This window comes from Mycolicibacillus koreensis, from assembly GCF_002104795.1.
GTDB classification, from domain to species: domain Bacteria; phylum Actinomycetota; class Actinomycetes; order Mycobacteriales; family Mycobacteriaceae; genus Mycobacterium; species Mycobacterium koreense.
In genome coordinates this window covers 1-15,808 of sequence record NZ_NCXO01000005.1, presented here as the reverse complement: position 1 = coordinate 15,808, position 15,808 = coordinate 1, and the positions used below count along the sequence as shown (strand labels likewise).

The 15,808-nt window shown below is 71.7% G+C and carries 15 protein-coding genes; 7 read left to right on the top strand and 8 right to left on the bottom strand.

What is annotated here, in order from left to right; translation table 11 throughout:
- Positions 1-8: 8 nt before the first annotated feature.
- A complete protein-coding gene (locus B8W67_RS03420; RefSeq protein ID WP_069390858.1) occupies positions 9-962 on the bottom strand; it encodes a 5'-3' exonuclease in 954 nt (317 codons plus the stop codon).
- Here B8W67_RS03420 and B8W67_RS03415 point away from each other — a divergent pair.
- Positions 961-2,133 carry a M24 family metallopeptidase gene (locus B8W67_RS03415; RefSeq protein ID WP_085302282.1) on the top strand — a complete coding sequence of 391 codons (1,173 nt, stop codon included), beginning with the start codon at positions 961-963 and terminating at the stop codon, positions 2,131-2,133. The two genes, B8W67_RS03420 and B8W67_RS03415, sit on opposite strands and share 2 nt — an antisense overlap.
- Positions 2,134-2,151: 18 nt before the next feature.
- Here the strand turns inward: B8W67_RS03415 and B8W67_RS03410 are convergent, their stop codons facing one another.
- Positions 2,152-2,565: a F420-dependent biliverdin reductase gene (locus B8W67_RS03410; RefSeq protein WP_069390860.1), complete on the bottom strand. Its 414-nt coding sequence runs from the start codon at positions 2,563-2,565 to the stop codon at positions 2,152-2,154.
- A 2-nt stretch (positions 2,566-2,567) separates the two neighbouring features.
- Here B8W67_RS03410 and B8W67_RS03405 point away from each other — a divergent pair, with 2 nt between their 5' ends.
- The 4 genes from B8W67_RS03405 to B8W67_RS03390 are packed head-to-tail and all read left to right on the top strand — an operon-like array spanning position 2,568 to position 6,011.
- Positions 2,568-3,350, top strand: a complete 783-nt coding sequence (locus B8W67_RS03405) for a decaprenylphospho-beta-D-erythro-pentofuranosid-2-ulose 2-reductase (protein WP_275329463.1) — start codon at positions 2,568-2,570, stop codon at positions 3,348-3,350.
- On the top strand, positions 3,347-4,525 hold the full coding sequence (gene cbiE, locus B8W67_RS03400; RefSeq protein ID WP_085302342.1) for a precorrin-6y C5,15-methyltransferase (decarboxylating) subunit CbiE: 1,179 nt from the start codon (positions 3,347-3,349) through the stop codon (positions 4,523-4,525). Before B8W67_RS03405 ends, cbiE begins: the two co-directional genes overlap by 4 nt.
- Positions 4,522-5,277, top strand: coding sequence for a precorrin-4 C(11)-methyltransferase (gene cobM / locus B8W67_RS03395; RefSeq protein ID WP_069391008.1), 756 nt, complete (start codon positions 4,522-4,524; stop codon positions 5,275-5,277). The genes cbiE and cobM overlap by 4 nt, the downstream gene beginning before the upstream one ends.
- Positions 5,274-6,011, top strand: coding sequence for a cobalt-precorrin-6A reductase (locus tag B8W67_RS03390; RefSeq protein WP_234806650.1), 738 nt, complete (start codon positions 5,274-5,276; stop codon positions 6,009-6,011). Before cobM ends, B8W67_RS03390 begins: the two co-directional genes overlap by 4 nt.
- Before the next feature lie 7 nt (positions 6,012-6,018).
- Here the strand turns inward: B8W67_RS03390 and sigC are convergent, their stop codons facing one another.
- On the bottom strand, positions 6,019-6,573 hold the full coding sequence (gene sigC, locus B8W67_RS03385; protein WP_069390862.1) for an RNA polymerase sigma factor SigC: 555 nt from the start codon (positions 6,571-6,573) through the stop codon (positions 6,019-6,021).
- 76 nt (positions 6,574-6,649) lie between these two features.
- Complete coding sequence (locus B8W67_RS03380; protein WP_163797012.1) at positions 6,650-7,357, bottom strand: DUF2275 domain-containing protein; 708 nt, start codon at positions 7,355-7,357, stop codon at positions 6,650-6,652.
- 188 nt (positions 7,358-7,545) lie between these two features.
- Between B8W67_RS03380 and B8W67_RS03375 the strand changes: the two genes are divergently transcribed.
- Entirely contained in the window at positions 7,546-9,192 is a 1,647-nt protein-coding gene (locus B8W67_RS03375) for a PPE family protein (RefSeq protein WP_085302278.1), read from the top strand.
- Between the two features lie 27 nt (positions 9,193-9,219).
- On the opposite strand, the gene B8W67_RS03370 is transcribed toward B8W67_RS03375, so the two are convergent.
- The 3 genes from B8W67_RS03370 to cobG are packed head-to-tail and all read right to left on the bottom strand — an operon-like array spanning position 9,220 to position 12,458.
- Positions 9,220-10,713, bottom strand: coding sequence for a precorrin-2 C(20)-methyltransferase (locus tag B8W67_RS03370; RefSeq protein WP_069390865.1), 1,494 nt, complete (start codon positions 10,711-10,713; stop codon positions 9,220-9,222).
- Entirely contained in the window at positions 10,710-11,336 is a 627-nt protein-coding gene (locus B8W67_RS03365; protein ID WP_085302276.1) for a precorrin-8X methylmutase, read from the bottom strand. The genes B8W67_RS03370 and B8W67_RS03365 overlap by 4 nt, the downstream gene beginning before the upstream one ends.
- Positions 11,337-11,345: 9 nt before the next feature.
- Positions 11,346-12,458 carry a precorrin-3B synthase gene (gene cobG / locus B8W67_RS03360; RefSeq protein WP_085302274.1) on the bottom strand — a complete coding sequence of 371 codons (1,113 nt, stop codon included), beginning with the start codon at positions 12,456-12,458 and terminating at the stop codon, positions 11,346-11,348.
- Positions 12,459-12,533: 75 nt separating this feature from the next.
- On the opposite strand from cobG, the gene B8W67_RS03355 reads away from it, so the two are divergent.
- A complete protein-coding gene (locus B8W67_RS03355; RefSeq protein WP_372507483.1) occupies positions 12,534-15,263 on the top strand; it encodes a helix-turn-helix transcriptional regulator in 2,730 nt (909 codons plus the stop codon).
- Positions 15,264-15,283: 20 nt separating this feature from the next.
- Here the strand turns inward: B8W67_RS03355 and B8W67_RS20470 are convergent, their stop codons facing one another.
- A complete protein-coding gene (locus B8W67_RS20470; protein ID WP_133056034.1) occupies positions 15,284-15,718 on the bottom strand; it encodes a hypothetical protein in 435 nt (144 codons plus the stop codon).
- Positions 15,719-15,808 lie beyond the last annotated feature (90 nt).

Below are 15,808 nucleotides of genomic sequence, written 5' to 3'. Positions count from 1 at the left end.
GAGGCCGATCACCGCGGCGTCTGCAGCGCGGTCTCGAGCCGCGTCACCGGGGAACCGAGCCCGAGACGCTCGGCGAGAGCGCCGACCCGCGCCGGATCGGCGAACGCCGACGGCAGCGCATCGGTCGGCTGCGACACGGTGACCGGCGCGTCGGTCACCACGGCGACCACCGCACCGGCGGCGGCGATGTAGTCGCCGGCCCCGGTCAGCTTGGTGCGCAGCCCCGCCGCCATCGCCGAGCCCGGATCCGCCGCGGCGTCCAGCACCGCCGCCAGCGAACCGTACGTCGTCAGCAACTTCGAGGCGGTCTTCTCCCCGATGCCGGGCACCCCGGGCAGCCCGTCGGACGGATCGCCGCGCAGCAACGCCAACTCCGCGTACGCCGCGCCGGCCCGCTGCGCGGGCAGGCCGTAGCGCTCGGCCACCTCCCTCGGGCCGAACAGTGTCGCATTGGCCAGCCCGCGACCCAGATACAGCACCCGCACCGGCACCGGGGCATCGGTGACCACCTGCAACAGGTCGCGGTCGCCGGTGACCACCACCACCGGGTCGGTCGATTCGCGTGCGGCCAGCGTGCCCAGCACGTCGTCGGCCTCGAAGCCCTCGGCGCCGGCGGTGGCGATCCCGGCGGCGTCGAGCAACTCCAGGATCCAGTCCACCTGTGGGCTCAGCTCGTCGGGCACCTCCTCGACGTCCGGGTCCGCGTCGGTGCCGGGTTCCTCCACGCGGTGGGCCTTGTAGGAGGGGATCAGATCGACCCGGAACTGCGGGCGCCAATCCAGATCGAGGCAGACCACCAGCCGGGCCGGCCGGTGGGTGGTGACCAGCGACGCCACCGAATCGAGGAACCCGCGCACCGCGTTGACCGGCGCGCCGTCGGGGCTGGTGATCGACGACGGTACCCCGAAAAACGATCGGAACCACATGCTGGCACCGTCGAGAAGCAGCAGGGGAGCGGGCATGCCCGCCATACTATTTCGTCGGCCATCGTCGGCCGTTAACCTGTGGCCTGTGAGCTCCCGATTCGACAGCGCCGTGTACGCCCGCCGACTGACCGCCGCCGCGCAGGCCACCACAGCGGCCGGGTTGGCCGGGCTGGTCATCACCCCCGGATATGACCTGCGGTATCTGCTGGGATCACGTGCGCAGACCTTCGAACGGCTCACCGCGCTGGTGGTGCCGGCGGCGGGACCGCCGACGATGGTGGTGCCGCGCCTCGAGCTCCCGGCACTGGCCGACTCCGCGGTGGGCGACCTCGGCATTCCGGTGCGCGACTGGGTCGACGGCGACGACCCCTACGCCCTGGTCGCGGCGGCCCTCGGCGGCGTCCCCGCGGGTGTGGCGAGCGCGGTCACCGATGCGATGCCGGCCCTGCACCTGCTGCCGCTGGCCGACGCGCTCGGGGCGACGCCGGTGCTGGCCACCGACGTACTGCGCGAGCTGCGGATGATCAAAGACCCCGCCGAGGTGGAGGCGTTACGCCGCGCCGGTGCGGCCATCGACCGGGTGCACGCCGCGGTGCCGGCGATGCTGATCCCGGGGCGCACCGAAGCCGAGGTCGCCGCCGACATCGCTGCGGCGATTGTCGCCGAAGGCCACACCGAGCCGGCGTTCATCATCGTCGGATCGGGGCCCAACGGCGCCGACCCCCACCACGAGTGTTCCGAGCGGGTGTTGCAGGGCGGCGATGTCGTCGTCGTCGACATCGGCGGCCCGGTGGTCCCCGGCTACAACTCCGACTGCACCCGCACCTACAGCATCGGCGAACCCGACGCGGAGGTGGCGCAGCGGTACGCGGTGCTGCTGGCCGCCCAGCGCGCAGCGGTCGCCGCGGTGCGTCCGGGAGTCCGCGCCGAAGAGATCGACGCGGCCGCCCGGGACGTGCTCGCCGAGGCGGGTCTCGGTGAGTTCTTCGTGCACCGCACCGGCCACGGCATCGGGCTGTCGGTGCACGAGGAGCCCTATCTGGTCGCCGGCAACACGCTGCCGCTGGCCGCCGGGATGGCGTTCTCGGTGGAGCCCGGCATCTATTTCCCGGGCCGCTGGGGTGCGCGCATCGAAGACATCGTGGTGGTCACCGACACCGGTGCCGAACCGCTCAACCGCCGCCCGCACGACCTGCTCGTCGTGTAGCACCGGGGGCTCCGCGCGTCAGTCCGGGGTGCGTTCCAGCAGACTCGCCGAACCCAGCACCCGCTGGATGTGCACCTCGATGACCACCCGGTTGGGGTTCTCCCGTGGGGTGCGGTAGCGCTGCGCGTAGCGCAGTTCGGCGTCGCGCACTGCGTCGGTCTCGTCGCTGACGGTGGCACTGCCCTCCAGCGACAGCCAGCGGGCGCCGTCGACCTGGCTGAGCACCGCGACACCGCCGCGCTCGGCGTTGACCGCCTTCTGCGAACCGCCGTTGGTGATCACCCGTGCGATGTGGGTGTTGGGGTCGAAGGTGAAACCCACCGCCACCACGTGCGGCGACCCGTCGGCGCGCAGCGTCGTCAGCATCGCCAGGTGGCGTTCGGTGAGGAACGCGTGCGCCTCGTCGGTGAGCCGGGTGGTGGTGTTCGCCATCGATGCCCACGCTATCGCAGGTGATAATCACAGGCGTGGAGGACACGGTGAGCGGACCGATCGTGATTTTCGGGGGCCGCAGCGAAATAGGGGTGCAACTGGCCCGCCGACTGGCGTCGGGGGCCACCGTGGTGCTGGCGGCGCGCCACGCCGACCGACTGCAGGAGCCGATCGCCGCGCTCAGCGCTGCCGGTGCCGCCGCGGTGCACTCGGTCGAGTTCGACGCCGACGACGTGGCCGGACACGGCCGGCTGGTAGCCGACCTGATCGCCGAATACGGCGAAATCGGCACCGCGGTCCTGGCATTCGGGATCCTCGGTGACCAGCAACGTGCCGAGGATGACGCCGCCTACGCGGTCGCGATCGTGCACACCGACTATGTCGCGCAGGTCAGCCTGCTGACGCATCTGGCCGCCGCGATGCGCACCGCCGGCCACGGATCGCTGGTGGTGTTCTCCTCGATCGCCGGGGTGCGGGTGCGGCGGGCCAACTACGTGTACGGCTCGGCGAAGGCCGGCCTGGACGGTTTCGCCAGCGGACTCACCGACGCGCTGCACGGCAGCGGGGTGCATCTGCTGATCGCGCGGCCGGGTTTCGTGATCGGGCGGATGACCGCCGGGATGAGTCCCGCACCGCTGTCGCGCACCCCCGACGCGGTGGCCGCGGCGACCGCGCGCGCACTGGCCAAGCGTCGCCGGGTGGTGTGGATCCCGTGGTCACTGCGGCCGCTGGCGGCGGTTCTGCGGATGCTGCCGCAACCGGTGTGGCGCAGGATGCCCCGATGAGCCGCATCGTGGTCGTCGGTATCGGCGCCGACGGCGTCGACGGACTCGGCGCGCAGGCCCGCGCCGAATTGGCCACGGCACGCCGGATCTACGGGTCCCGGCGCCAACTGGACCTGCTCGACGGTGCGGTCGACGCCACCGTGCACCGCTGGCCCTCGCCGCTGCTGCCGGCGTTGCCGGACCTGTTCGACGGCGCCGGCGACGTGCACGTGCTCGCCAGCGGCGATCCGTTGCTGCACGGCATCGGCACCACGTTGATCCGGCTGTTCGGCGCCGACCGCGTCACGGTCGTGCCGCACGTGTCGGCGGTGACCCTCGCGTGCGCCCGGATGGGGTGGGCGGTGGCCGAGACCGAGGTGATCAGCCTGGTCACCGCCGCCCCGGTCACTGCGCTGCGCCGCGGCGGGCAGGCGATCGTGTTGTCGGCCGGGGCGTCGACGCCGGCCGCGCTGGCCGAACTGCTGGAGTCGGCCGGGCGCGGCGATTCGGCGTTCACCGTGCTCGAGCAACTCGGCGGCCCCGCCGAGCGCCGCCGCGACTCCGACGCGCGGGCGTGGGCGCACGAGGCCCCCGGCGACGTCGACGACCTCAACGTCATCGCGGTGCGCTATCTGCCCGACGAACGCGTTTCTGCACTGCCCGATGACGCCTTCGACCACGACGGGCAGATCACCAAAGCCGACATCCGTGCGCTCACCCTGCTCGCGTTGAACCCGCGCCCGGGCCAGCGGCTCTGGGATGTCGGCGCCGGAGCGGGCAGCATCGCCGTCGAATGGTGCCGCAGCTGGCGCCAGTGCACCGCGGTGGCGTTCGAACGCGATGAGCAGCGTCGAAACCGCTTGTCCCGCAACGTTGACAACTTCGGTGTACGGGTCGAGGTACGCGGCGGCGCACCCGCGGCGCTGGCTGACGCGCCTATCCCCGATGCCGTGTTCGTCGGTGGCGGGCTGACCGAGCCGGGGTTGTTGCACGAGTGTCTGGACGCACTTGCTTCCGGTGGCCGGCTGGTCGCCAACGCCGTCACCGTGGAATCAGAAGCGATTCTGGCCCAAGCGTTTTCGGAATACGGTGGTGAACTGCGGCGGTTCCAGCACGCGCAGGCCGCACCACTGGGATCGCTGACCACCTGGCGTGCCCACCACCCGATCACCCAGTGGGCGGTGACGGTGCCGTGACGGTGTATTTCATCGGGGCAGGACCCGGCGCGGCCGACCTGATCACCGTGCGCGGGCAGCGGCTGCTGCAACGCTGCGCGGTCTGCCTGTACGCCGGATCGATCATGCCCACCGACCTGCTGGAGCACTGTCCGCCGCAGGCGCGCATCATCGACACCGGGCCGCTGACTCTCGACCAGATCATCGAAGAGTGCGCCGACGCCCACACCGCCGGTGTCGACGTGGCGCGGTTGCACTCCGGTGACCCGTCGCTCTACAGTGCCCTCGCCGAGCAGTGCCGGCGGCTGGACGCCCGCGGCATCGACTACGAGATCGTGCCCGGCGTACCGGCATTCGCGGCGGCCGCGGCCGCGCTGCGGCGGGAGCTGACCGTGCCCGGGGTGGCCCAGACGGTCACCCTGACCCGGGTGGCGACACTGTCGACGGCGATGCCCGCCGGAGAGGAGCTGACGGCGCTGGCCGCGCCCGGAGCGACGGTGGTGCTGCATCTGGCGGCGGCCCAGATCGATACGCTGGTACCAGATCTGCTGGCCGGGGGGTACCGGCCCGAGACCCCGGCCGCGGTGGTGGCGTACGCCAGCTGGCCCGAGCAGACCGTGCTGCGCGGCACCCTGGCCGACATCGCCGGACAGGTCCATGCCGCGGCGATCACCAAGACCGCGGTCATCATCGTCGGGGAGGCGCTGGCCGCGACCGGATTCACCGACAGCTACCTGTACTCCGCCGACCGGCGGCGGGGGAGCGCTCCGTGAGTGCCCCGACGGTGCTGCTGCTCGGCGGGACCGCCGAGGCGCGGGCCCTGGCCGCCGCGTTGCATACCGAGATCCCGGTGATCAGTTCGCTGGCCGGCCGGGTGCCCGATCCGGCCCTGCCGGTCGGTGCGGTGCGTATCGGCGGGTTCGGCGGCCCGGCGGGGCTGCGCCGGTGGCTGGCCGACCACCGCATCGAGGCCGTCGTCGACGCCACCCATCCGTTCGCCGCCACCATCACCGCCACGGCGGCCGCCGTCTGCGCCCAGATGGGGGTGGCGCACTTGGTGCTGGCGCGGCCGGCCTGGCCGGTCGAGGGGGCGTTGCCGGTGGAGTCCACCGCCGAAGCCGCCGACCTGGTGGCCCGCCGCGGGTTCCGGCGGGTGTTCCTCACCACCGGACGCTCGAGTCTCGCGGCGTTCACCGGCGGCACCGCCTGGTATCTGATCCGGGTGGTCACCGCCCCGGAGCCGACGGTGCTGCCGGCACGTCACCGGGTGGTGCTCTCGCGCGGGCCGTACCACTACGACGACGAACACCGGTTGCTGCGTGAGCACCGGGTCGACGTGCTGGTCACCAAGAACAGCGGCGGGACGATGACCCGGGCGAAACTCGACGCCGCCGCCGACCTGGGGGTCGCGGTGGTGATGGTGCAGCGGCCCGCGCGGCCGGCCGGGGTGCACACCGTCGCCGACGTGGGTGCTGCCGCCGACTGGGTCGGGGCCGTACTCGGCTGACTGGCGGTTATCCGGTCAGGTCGTCGGCGTCGGGGTCGAGCATCAGGGCGTCGCGGGCCCGGGCCACCCGGGAGCGGATCGTGCCCACCGGACAGTCGCAGACCGCCGCGGCGTCGGCGTAGGACAGCCCGAGCACCTGGGTGAGCAGCAGCGCCTCGCGCTGTTCGGCGGTGAGGTCGGCGATCATCGTCGTCACCTCGACGACGTCCTCGAATCCGCGGCTGGGCCGATGCCGCTCGGCCAGCAACTCCGGGTCGGCGCCGGCCGCGGAGCGCGGGCGGGACCGGGCATGGCGGATGTGGTCGGCGACGACGCGGCGCGCGATCGCCAACAACCAGGTGCGCGCGCTGGAGCGTCCGGAGAACCGTTCGATCGCGCCGATCGCCCGCAGGAACGTCTCCTGGGTCAGATCGTCGGCGCTGCCGACGTCGGCGAGGTAGGCGACGAAGCGCCACACGTCCTGCTGGGTGGCCCGGATGAAGGCCTCCAGCGCCCGGGCGTTGCGACCCGCGGCCGCCAGCGCCAACGCGGTCACCGCCTCGTCATCGCTGCGCGCGGTCATGGGGCCACCTTTGCCGATCTGCGGGTCGACCGAAGTCTACGACCCGCGGTCGTAGCCACGGAAGGGGGTTCTGAGGTTACGCGGCCGACTGGTTGACCGGCCGCAGATGGTCGCGCCGGCGCACCTCGGGCAATGGCGCCATCAGGGGTTCGGCGTCGCGGTCACGGCCGCGCCGGCGTGGCGGGCCGAACCGGTCGCGCACCACCAGCAGGACGAACACCAACCCCACCAGGATCGGAATATGGCTCAGGATGCGCGCCGCGGTGACCTGGCCGCTGGCGGCGTCGACGGCGACGTAGCCGATCAGCGCCACCGCATACGCGCCGGTCACCGCCGACACCCCGACCGCGGCGACCGTCCAGATCCCGGCCGCGATCATCGCCACCCCCAGGCCCACCAGCCAGGCGGTGGACTCGTGCAACAGGTGCGCACCGGTGGCCGCCCCGTGCCCCTCGGTGTGCACCATGCCGAAGTCCAGGCCGCCGATCTGTGCCGCCGCGACCGCGATCTGGCCGACCCCGACCGCGATCAACGCCCCGCGCCACCACAGTGACGCGGTGCTGACCGCCCGGGCGCGCACCGTCGCCAGGATCTGATCGGTCAGGTCCGGGCCCCGGCGGGCGCTGGCGGTGGCCAACTGCCGGGTGTGGGCGGCCGCACCGACCAGCCAGCCGCGACACCGCGCGCAGGACTGCAGATGGGCGTCGACCCCCGGGGGCAACTGCGGCTGTTGTTCGCCGTCGAGCCGCGCCGAGAGTGCCTCGCGGACCACCGCACATTTCACGCTTCCATGGTGGCGCATCGCCACCTGTGAGCCAAACCACACCGCTCGGCGTGATCGTCGGGAACTAATCGGGTCCTCGGGCCGACCACTGTAGGACCGCTGGGAAACCGCTGGAGCGCCGCTGGGGCGCGCGGGGTGACCGGCGGTCGGCCACGGTCACAGCACGGGAGAGGGGGTGACGGCAACCGATGATCGCACCGGTCTGGCTGGCCTCGCCCCCGGAGGTGCATTCGGCGTTGCTCAGTGCCGGTCCGGGGGCCGGGCCGATGCTGGCCGCCGCCGCCGAATGGTCCGGCCTGGGGGTGCAGTACACCGGCGCCGCCGAGGAGCTCACCGCGGTGCTCGCCGGGGTGCAGTCCGGCGCCTGGCAGGGGCCGACCGCGCAGCGCTACGTCGCCGCACACACCCCGTACCTGGGATGGCTGGCCGAGAGCGCGGCCAAAACCGCGATCGCCGCCGCCGCCCACGAGGCCGCCGCCGGCGCCCACACCGCAGCGCTGGCCACCATGCCGACCCTGGCTGAGCTCGCCGCCAACCATGCCACGCACGCGGTGCTGGTGGGCACCAACTTCTTCGGCATCAACACCATTCCGATCGCGGTCAACGAAGCCGATTACGTGCGGATGTGGATCCAGGCCGCCACCGTCATGGCCGGCTACCAGGCGGTCGCCGAACCGGCGTTGGCGTCGGTGCCGGCGCTGGCACCCGCCCCGCCGATCGTGGCGCCCGGCGGGGAGGCCGCCGCGGCGGCCCATGCCCCGGCGGGCGGTCCGGCCGCGGAGTCCGGCGCGCAGTTGCGCGCCCCCGACGCCACCGCCGACAAGCAGGCCGCCAGCAGCGGTGTCAGCTGGGATCAGCAGATCGCCGACTGGCTCAGCGAGTACAACATGGGTTTCGCCGACCCCATCGCCAAACAGCTGTGGAAACTGCTCGGCGTCGACGGCTACCCGCTGCCGCCGGTGGAGACCGCGACCCAGTTCGGTCAGCTGATCGGCCAGATCCCGGGCATCTCACCGGTGTTGGCTTCTGCATTGGGCTGGAGTGCCTACCACACGTTGATGCTGATCTGGCCGATGGGCCAGATCGCGGTGCAGATGGCCATCCCGGTGCTTGCCGGCGCGGTCCCGGTGATGGCCGCCGCGGCCGCTGGTGGCGGCGCCGCGGCGGGGCTGTCCGGGCTGGCGGGGCTTTCCGGACTCGAGTCCCAGACCGTCGACGTCCCCGCGACCGTGACCCCCGCCCCCTCCGGGGCGCCCGCCGGGATGGGCGCGGCCGCCGGTGGTGCCGGCGGTGCAGCGGGCAGCAGCGCCCCCGCCACGTCGGGCTCGGTTCCCTCGGCGCCGAGCGCCCCCGCATCCGGCGGTGCGGCCGGCGGGGGACCGGGGACGGGGTTCGGGCCCACCCAGACCACCGGGGCTGGGCTGACCGACACCCTGTATGTGGCCACCGCGGTCGGGGCCTCGGCCCGTCGCGGGGCCGGCAGCCGACGGGCCGCGCGCCGCCCCGACCCCACCGGCGCCGACGAGGACGCCACCGAGGCGACCCGGGAGCCGACCGCGTTCACCGCGCGGATGAAACACCGGCGGCGCCGCCGCGGCACGGCCACTGAGCGCGGGTACCGCTACGAGTTCCTCGACGCCGACCCGACTCCCGCCGCCGACGAGTCGTCCCCGCCCGCCGAGACCACCGACGCCTCACCGGCCGGTGCGGGAACGCTGGGGTTCGCCGGTGCGGCGGCGGCCCCCGGGGTGCGCGCCGCCGGGCTCGCCAGCGTGGGCGCCACGGCCGACGGCGCGGGAACGGTGCCGATGATGCCGACCAGTTGGGAACGCTGAGCCGGGCTCAACCGGGCTCAACCGGGCTCAACCGGGATAGCGCCGCGGGGTGAACACGCGCTCACCGTCGGGCCCGCGATAGCTGCGCGTCTGCGAGGACCCGACGATCACCAGGCAGCGCATGTCGATACCGGCCGGGTCCAGCTCGCCGAGCGTGGTCACGGCGACGCTCTCCTCCGGCCCCGGGGAAGCGCCGGAGACGTTGCGGCCCACCACGACCGGGGTGTCCGGTGCGCGGTATTCCAGCAGCACGTCACGCATCGCCGCGACCTGCCAGGTGCGGGTGCGTGATGCCGGGTTGTAGATCGCCAGTACCAGATCCGCGGCCGCCGCCGCACGCACCCGGTCGGCGATCACCGTCCACGGCTTGAGCCGATCGGACAGGGAGAGCATCGCGTAGTCGTGGCCCAGGGGAGCGCCGACCCGGCTGGCCACCGCCTGGGCGGCGGTCATCGCCGGAACCACCCGCACCGACACCGTCGGGAAGTTGCGGGCCTCCTCGACCACGGCGGCGGCCATCGCGAACACTCCCGGATCCCCCGATGACACCACCGCCACCGCCCGTCCCTGGGCGGCCAGGGTGCAGGCCAACCGGGCCCTGTCGGCCTCCTCGGTGTTGTCGCTGGGGTGGCGGCGTTGACCGTCGACGCTGGGCACCCGATCCAGATACGGCCCGTAGCCGATCAGATCGGTAGCCGCGGTCAGCGCGGCGCGACTCTGCGCGGTCATCCACGCCTCGTCGCCGGGCCCCAACCCCACCACGGTCACCGCAGCGGCCCGCGAGGCGGCGCGCCGGCCGCCCGGCAGCAGCGCCAGCGAGAAATACGGCACCGCAGCGTCATCGACGTCGGCGGCCGGCAGCACCCGCTGGCCGGCCGTGCTGGCACGTTCCACGTAGAACGCCTCATCGAGGCGTCCCGAGTCCGAGAGTGCCTGGCGCACAGCCGGATAGGATCGCCCCAATTTCATGATTGCCGCGGCGTCGGTGTCGGCGAGCCGACGGCTGAGTTCGGCGGCCCCGAGGGTTCCGGGAAGCACAGAGAGAACCTCGGTCCCGGTCACCAACGGGGTGGCGGTGGCCGCCGAAGCCGCACTGATCGAGGTCACCCCCGGGATGATCACGGCGTTGAAGCGTTCGGTGAGCCGGGTGTGCAGATGCATATACGAGCTGTAGAACAGCGGATCGCCCTCGGCGAGCAGCGCCACGTTGCGCCCGGCGCTCAAATGCGCGGCGATCCGCTCGGCGGCAACGGTGTAGAACTCCTCGATCGCTCCCGCATACCCGCCGGGGTGGTCGACGGTTTCGGTGGTCACCGGGTAGACCAGATGCTCCTCGATCTGGCCGTCCCGCAGATACGGTGCGGCGATCCCGCGCGCGATGCTGCGACCGTGTCGGGCGCTGTGATAGGCGACCACGTCGGCCTCGGCGATCACGCGAGCTGCCTTGATGGTGACCAGCTCCGGGTCGCCAGGGCCAAGGCCCACCCCGAACAGTGTTCCGTACCCGGTGTTTTCGCTCATTCTGTGCTACTCGCGATCGCGTTGACCGCCGCGGCGGCCATCGCGCTGCCGCCACGGCGCCCGGTCACCACCAGATAGCTCATGGTGCGGGGGTCCTCGATCAGTTCCTGTTTGGACTGCGCGGACCCGACGAACCCGACCGGACCACCCAGCACCGCCACCGGTGGCGAGGCCCCTTCGTCGATCAACTCCAGCAGCCGGAACAGTGCGGTGGGGGCGTTGCCGATGGCCAGTACCGCCCCGGCGAGGCGATCGGCCCACAGTTGCACCCCCGCCGCCGAGCGGGTGGTGGCCTCCCGTTCGGCCAGAGCGGCGGCGCGCGGGTCGGCGACCAGCGACACGACCTCGTTGTCGGCGGGCAACCGCGCGCGGGTGATCCCGGCGGCCACCATCGAGGAGTCGCAGAGCACCGGGGCGCCGGCGGCGAGTGCGGCGTGGGTGCGGCTGACGACGTCGTCGCGATAGGCGATGTGATCGACCAGATCGACTTGGCCGCAGGTGTGGATCAGCCGGACGACCACCCGGGCGATGTCGGTGGGAAACCGGGTCAGATCCGCCTCGGCGCGGATCGTCGCGAACGACTGTCGGTAGATCTCCGCCCCGGTGCGCAGGTAATCGAGCACCCGCTCACCCTACGGTCTGAGCTGACGGTAGCCGTCCCCGGTGGCGACCAGCACCTGCCCGACAGGGGGACTGCCGCAGGCACGTTCGCAGCCGACGAAATGGCGGTGGCCGTCGGCGGGGGTGTCGACCGCGGCGGCCGCGTCGGCGCGCACGTCGGCGCGGGCATGGGCACATCCGGGGCTGCCGACGCAGGAACTCACCGCCAGCCAGCGCGACTGCGCATCGAAGACCAATCCCAGCGGGGCCAGCACCCGCACCGCCGCGTCGGCGGCCGCCTCACCGAGATCACCGAGCAGCACCGAACGCCACGGGGTGATCACCACCGGCGCGTCGAGGGCCACCAGGTACTCCGCGACCCGCGCCGTCAGCACACCCAGCGGTACCGCGGCGCCCAACGTCACCCGCCCGTCGTCCTGCGTTATCCATCCCACCGGGGGACGCGTCGCCGGTGGCCAGGTCCGCCCACCCGGCTCGGTTGCTTCCATACCGTGGAGCAGGGCCGTGGGCCGCTCCAGTTCGGCGACCCGCCAGGCCGAGTCGCGCACGGTGAGGAACGTGGCGGCCACGTCGACCAGGGTGGGCACCACCGCGTCGTGATCCAGGCGCACCCCCGTGTCGCGCCCGGCCAGAAGCAGCGCCGCGCAGTCGGCGGAGAGCAGGTGAACGCCGATGTCGGTGGCGAGCCCACCGATGTCCCCCCGACCGTCGTCGAGCCCGAACCAGAACCGACCGGGCAACGCGGCCAACCGCGGGTCGGCGCAGAGTGCACGATCCAAGCCGGCGACGAGTCCGCGCACATCGGCCTGACCGCCGCAACGACCCGACAGCGGTGAGGCCACGATGTTGCGCACCCGTTCATGGCTGACCGACGGCAACAATCCGGCGGCCGCCACCGCCTCGGCGACCGCGACGGTGTCGGTGAGCCCCCGCAACTGGATGTTGCCCCGGGCGGTGAGCTCAAGGGCGCCGGAGCCGAACTTGACCGCGGCGCCGGCCAACGCCGACAGTTGCGTCGCGCTCAGGGCGCCGCCGGGCAGCCGGATGCGTGCCAGGGGCCCGTCGGCGGCCTGATGGGTCTGCAGCGCGCCGGGGCAGGCGTCGACAGTGCGGGTTCGGGCCACTCCTTTACCGTACGGCGCGTGAGATCGCAGGCGTAATATCTCTGCACACACCATCTGGGGAGGTGGTGGATCCGGGTGAACGGGGATAACGGCGCGCGGCCGGGTTGGCCGGTGGTGGGCCGCGACGACGAGCTTCGTCAGGCACTGACGATGCTCGGTGACGGCGCGCCCGGTGGAGGACCCGGTGGGGGACCCGGTGGGGGAATCGCGCTGACCGGCGCCAGTGGGGTCGGCAAGTCGACGCTGGCGCGGGAGTTGGCGACGGTACTCGGCGCACGCGGTCGGCCGGTGCGGTTCGTGCTGGGAACCGAGACCGGCCGGGCGGTCCCGTTGGGGGCGTTCTCCCGTGCTGTGCGTGTGCCGGGGGCGCGCGAGCCGGCCGTGATCCTGGCCGGCGCCTATGCCGATCTGGCGCAGGACGACGACCTGGTGCTGGTCGTCGACGACGCGCACCTGCTCGACCCGTTGTCGGCGATGCTGGTCCAGCAGGTGGCGACCAGCGGCGTGGCGCAATTGATCGTGACGATCGGATCGGGCGAACCCGTTCCTGACGCGGTCACCACGCTGCTGACCGATCGCCGACTCCGGTGCCTGCATCTCGAGCCGTTCGACCGGGAGAAGACCGCGCTATTGGCCGGCGCCGTGCTCGCCGATGCCGTCGATGATCGGTTGATCGACGAATTGTTCCGGTACAGCGGCGGCAACGCTTTGCTGCTGCGCGGCCTGCTGGCAGCCGAATCCGACGGAGGTGCGCTGGTTCATGCCCCGGACGGGTGGCATCTGGCCGGGCGGCTGCGTCCCGACCGTGAACTCGAGGATCTGCTGGATTTGCGGTTGCAGGCGCTGGCACCCGACGAACTGGACACCGTGGAAACCCTGGCGGCGGGCGAAGTGTTGGATTGGCGGGTTCTGCGCGCCCTGTGCCGCCCTGAAGTCGTCGAACGGCTGGAACGTCGCGGGACGATCCAGATAGTCGCCGACGGCGCGGACCTGCTGGCGCGACTGATCCACCCCGTCGTCGGTGAGGCCGCGTTGCGCCGTGCCGGCCGTGTCCGCGTGCGTGAGCTCAACGGGTTGCTGGCCGTGGCGCAGCGAAAACATCTCGGTCACCGCACCGGAGAGTCACGGCTGCCCGACGTTCGTGGGCGGATCCGTCTGGCGCAGTACATGATGAACAGCGACCTCGCCCCCGACACCGATGTGCTCGTCACCGCCGCCGCGAGCGCGTTGACGATGGCGATGTTCGAGTACGCCGAAGAATTCGCCCGGTTCGCGTGGGAGCATCACGGCGGGCTGAATGCCGCGTTGATACTTGCCGAGACCCTCAGTTGGCAGGGGCGTGGTGTGGAGGCCGAGTCCCTGCTCGCCGAAGCGCAACCCGACGACACGGAAGCCACGGACGCCAAGGACGACACGGACGCCACGGACCAGTGGCAGCGGTGGGCGCGCGCCCGGGTGAGCCATTTGTTCTGGGGCTGCGGCCGTGTGGAGGCCGCACAACAGGCCCTGCGGGAAGCGACGGTCAGCGCTACCTGCGACCAGCACCGCGAGGCCCTGGCGGAACTGCGGGTCTCGCTCGCGTTCTTCGCCGGTGATCTCGATACCGCCATCAACGCCGGTCTGACGCTGCGATCCGGCGTCGGCCACCGTCGGACACGGGCGTGGCAGGCCATGATGACGTCGACCGCCTGGGCGTTGGGGCTGGCCGGCCGGTTCGATGAGGCGAGCCAGCTGGTGAACACCGAACTGCGCAGCACAGGGGTCGGCGCCGTGGGAATGCAACGCCTGGCCACCGCCCTCGCCGAGTTGACCGCCCATCTCGAAGCCGGGGATCTGGCTGCCGCCGATCGGGTGGTCGACGCGTATGACTCGAAGGGCGTCGGCTTGTCCGGCGGCGATGTCGTCCAAAGTGCCATCCGCGGACTGACGGACCTGGCTCGCGGTTCGGTGGCGACTGCCTGCAACGCGTTGACCGATGTGGTCTCGGTTCTCACGCAGGGCTTCCCGGGCGGATGGGTGACGTTGCTCGCCGCTTGGTGTGCCCAGGCCCAGGGGGCGCGCGGCGATCCGGCTGCTGCCGCCGCCGCACTGGACAGTGCCGAGCAGGATGCGGGCCCCCAGGTGGCCGTCTTCGCTCCGGAACTGGAGTTGGCGCGAGCGTGGGTGCGGGCCGCCGCCGGCGAGATCACCGCCGCACGCTCTCACGCCGCGCGCGCCGCGCAGATGGCGCAGCGGACCGGGATGGCGGCGGTGGAGGCGCGCGCTCTGCACACCGCAGTCCGGTTCGGCGATAGGTCATTGGCGGGTTGGCTCACCGAACTGGCTGACAGGTTGGGCACGGACATGGCGGCCGCCTTTGCACTGCAGGCGCGAGGGATGGCCAGTCACCGCGGTGATCTGCTCGATGCGGCGGCCGCTCGATTCACAGCGTTGGGAGCGATGGCATTGGCCGCCGACTCCGCGGCACAAGCGGCCGGTGAATACGACCGTCTCGGTGATCGCAGTAGTGCGTTCGCGGCTGCGCATCACGCGCGCGTGGTGGCTGATGCCTGCGTTCTCGATTCGCCCGCGGTGCGTGCGGCGGCACGTCCGCTTCCCATCAGTGCGCGGGAGCGCGAGATCGCCGAGCTGGCTGTGGCGGGGTTATCGAATCGGCTTATCGCCGAACGCCTGTCGGTGTCGGTCAGGACGATCGACGGCCACCTGTACCGAATATTCGCGAAGTTGGGTATTGCACATCGCGACGAGCTCACGCCGCTGTTCGAAGAACTGCATCACGGCGACGACAACGTGCCGGCAACCTAGGCTGATCGCTCCGTCGAATCTCATTCGAACGGTTGAAATTCTGGTTTCGCAACATAATTCAGCCGTTCGGTTGACGACAGTCCGGGTGGCGCGTGGTTTTCTTCGGTAATCCACTGTGAGAACGGAGAACAAAAATGGCGCACGTATTGCCCGGGTTGCCGGGGTGGCATTTCCCGGATTGGCATTTCCCAGGGTGGCACTCTGGTCGGGTCGGTCATGAACACATTTTCGCCGGACTGCGTAGCAAGACGGCGACGCATGAGGGGATGGCGCGTGGGGTTGTCGAGCACGCCGAACCGCTTTTCATGCAGACGGCACGGATGGCTCGTGAGATGACCCACTTGTGACGGTGTGTCCATTGTTGGTGGGCTGGTAGAGAGCATGTGTGAACAGGAGTCGGGCGAGCTCAGCTTGGCGATGCGTGTTGGTTTTGTCGAAAACAGGGTCTGCTGCACGAATAGGTGACAGTTTGGTCACGCGGCCTGACTGGCCGGTGGGGTCATGATTGCTTCGAATTCGATGGGGGTCAACCGGCCGAGACCGGT

Coding starts and splice junctions, on each gene's coding strand:
- B8W67_RS03375 (WP_085302278.1), top strand. CDS start 7,546: ATGATCGCACCGGTCTGGCTGGCCTCGCCCCCGGAGGTGCATTCGGCG.
- sigC (WP_069390862.1), bottom strand. CDS start 6,573: ATGACCGCGCGCAGCGATGACGAGGCGGTGACCGCGTTGGCGCTGGCG.
- cbiE (WP_085302342.1), top strand. CDS start 3,347: ATGAGCCGCATCGTGGTCGTCGGTATCGGCGCCGACGGCGTCGACGGA.
- B8W67_RS03410 (WP_069390860.1), bottom strand. CDS start 2,565: ATGGCGAACACCACCACCCGGCTCACCGACGAGGCGCACGCGTTCCTC.
- B8W67_RS03420 (WP_069390858.1), bottom strand. CDS start 962: ATGCCCGCTCCCCTGCTGCTTCTCGACGGTGCCAGCATGTGGTTCCGA.
- B8W67_RS03405 (WP_275329463.1), top strand. CDS start 2,568: ATGCCCACGCTATCGCAGGTGATAATCACAGGCGTGGAGGACACGGTG.
- B8W67_RS03370 (WP_069390865.1), bottom strand. CDS start 10,713: ATGAGCGAAAACACCGGGTACGGAACACTGTTCGGGGTGGGCCTTGGC.
- B8W67_RS03415 (WP_085302282.1), top strand. CDS start 961: ATGCCCGCCATACTATTTCGTCGGCCATCGTCGGCCGTTAACCTGTGG.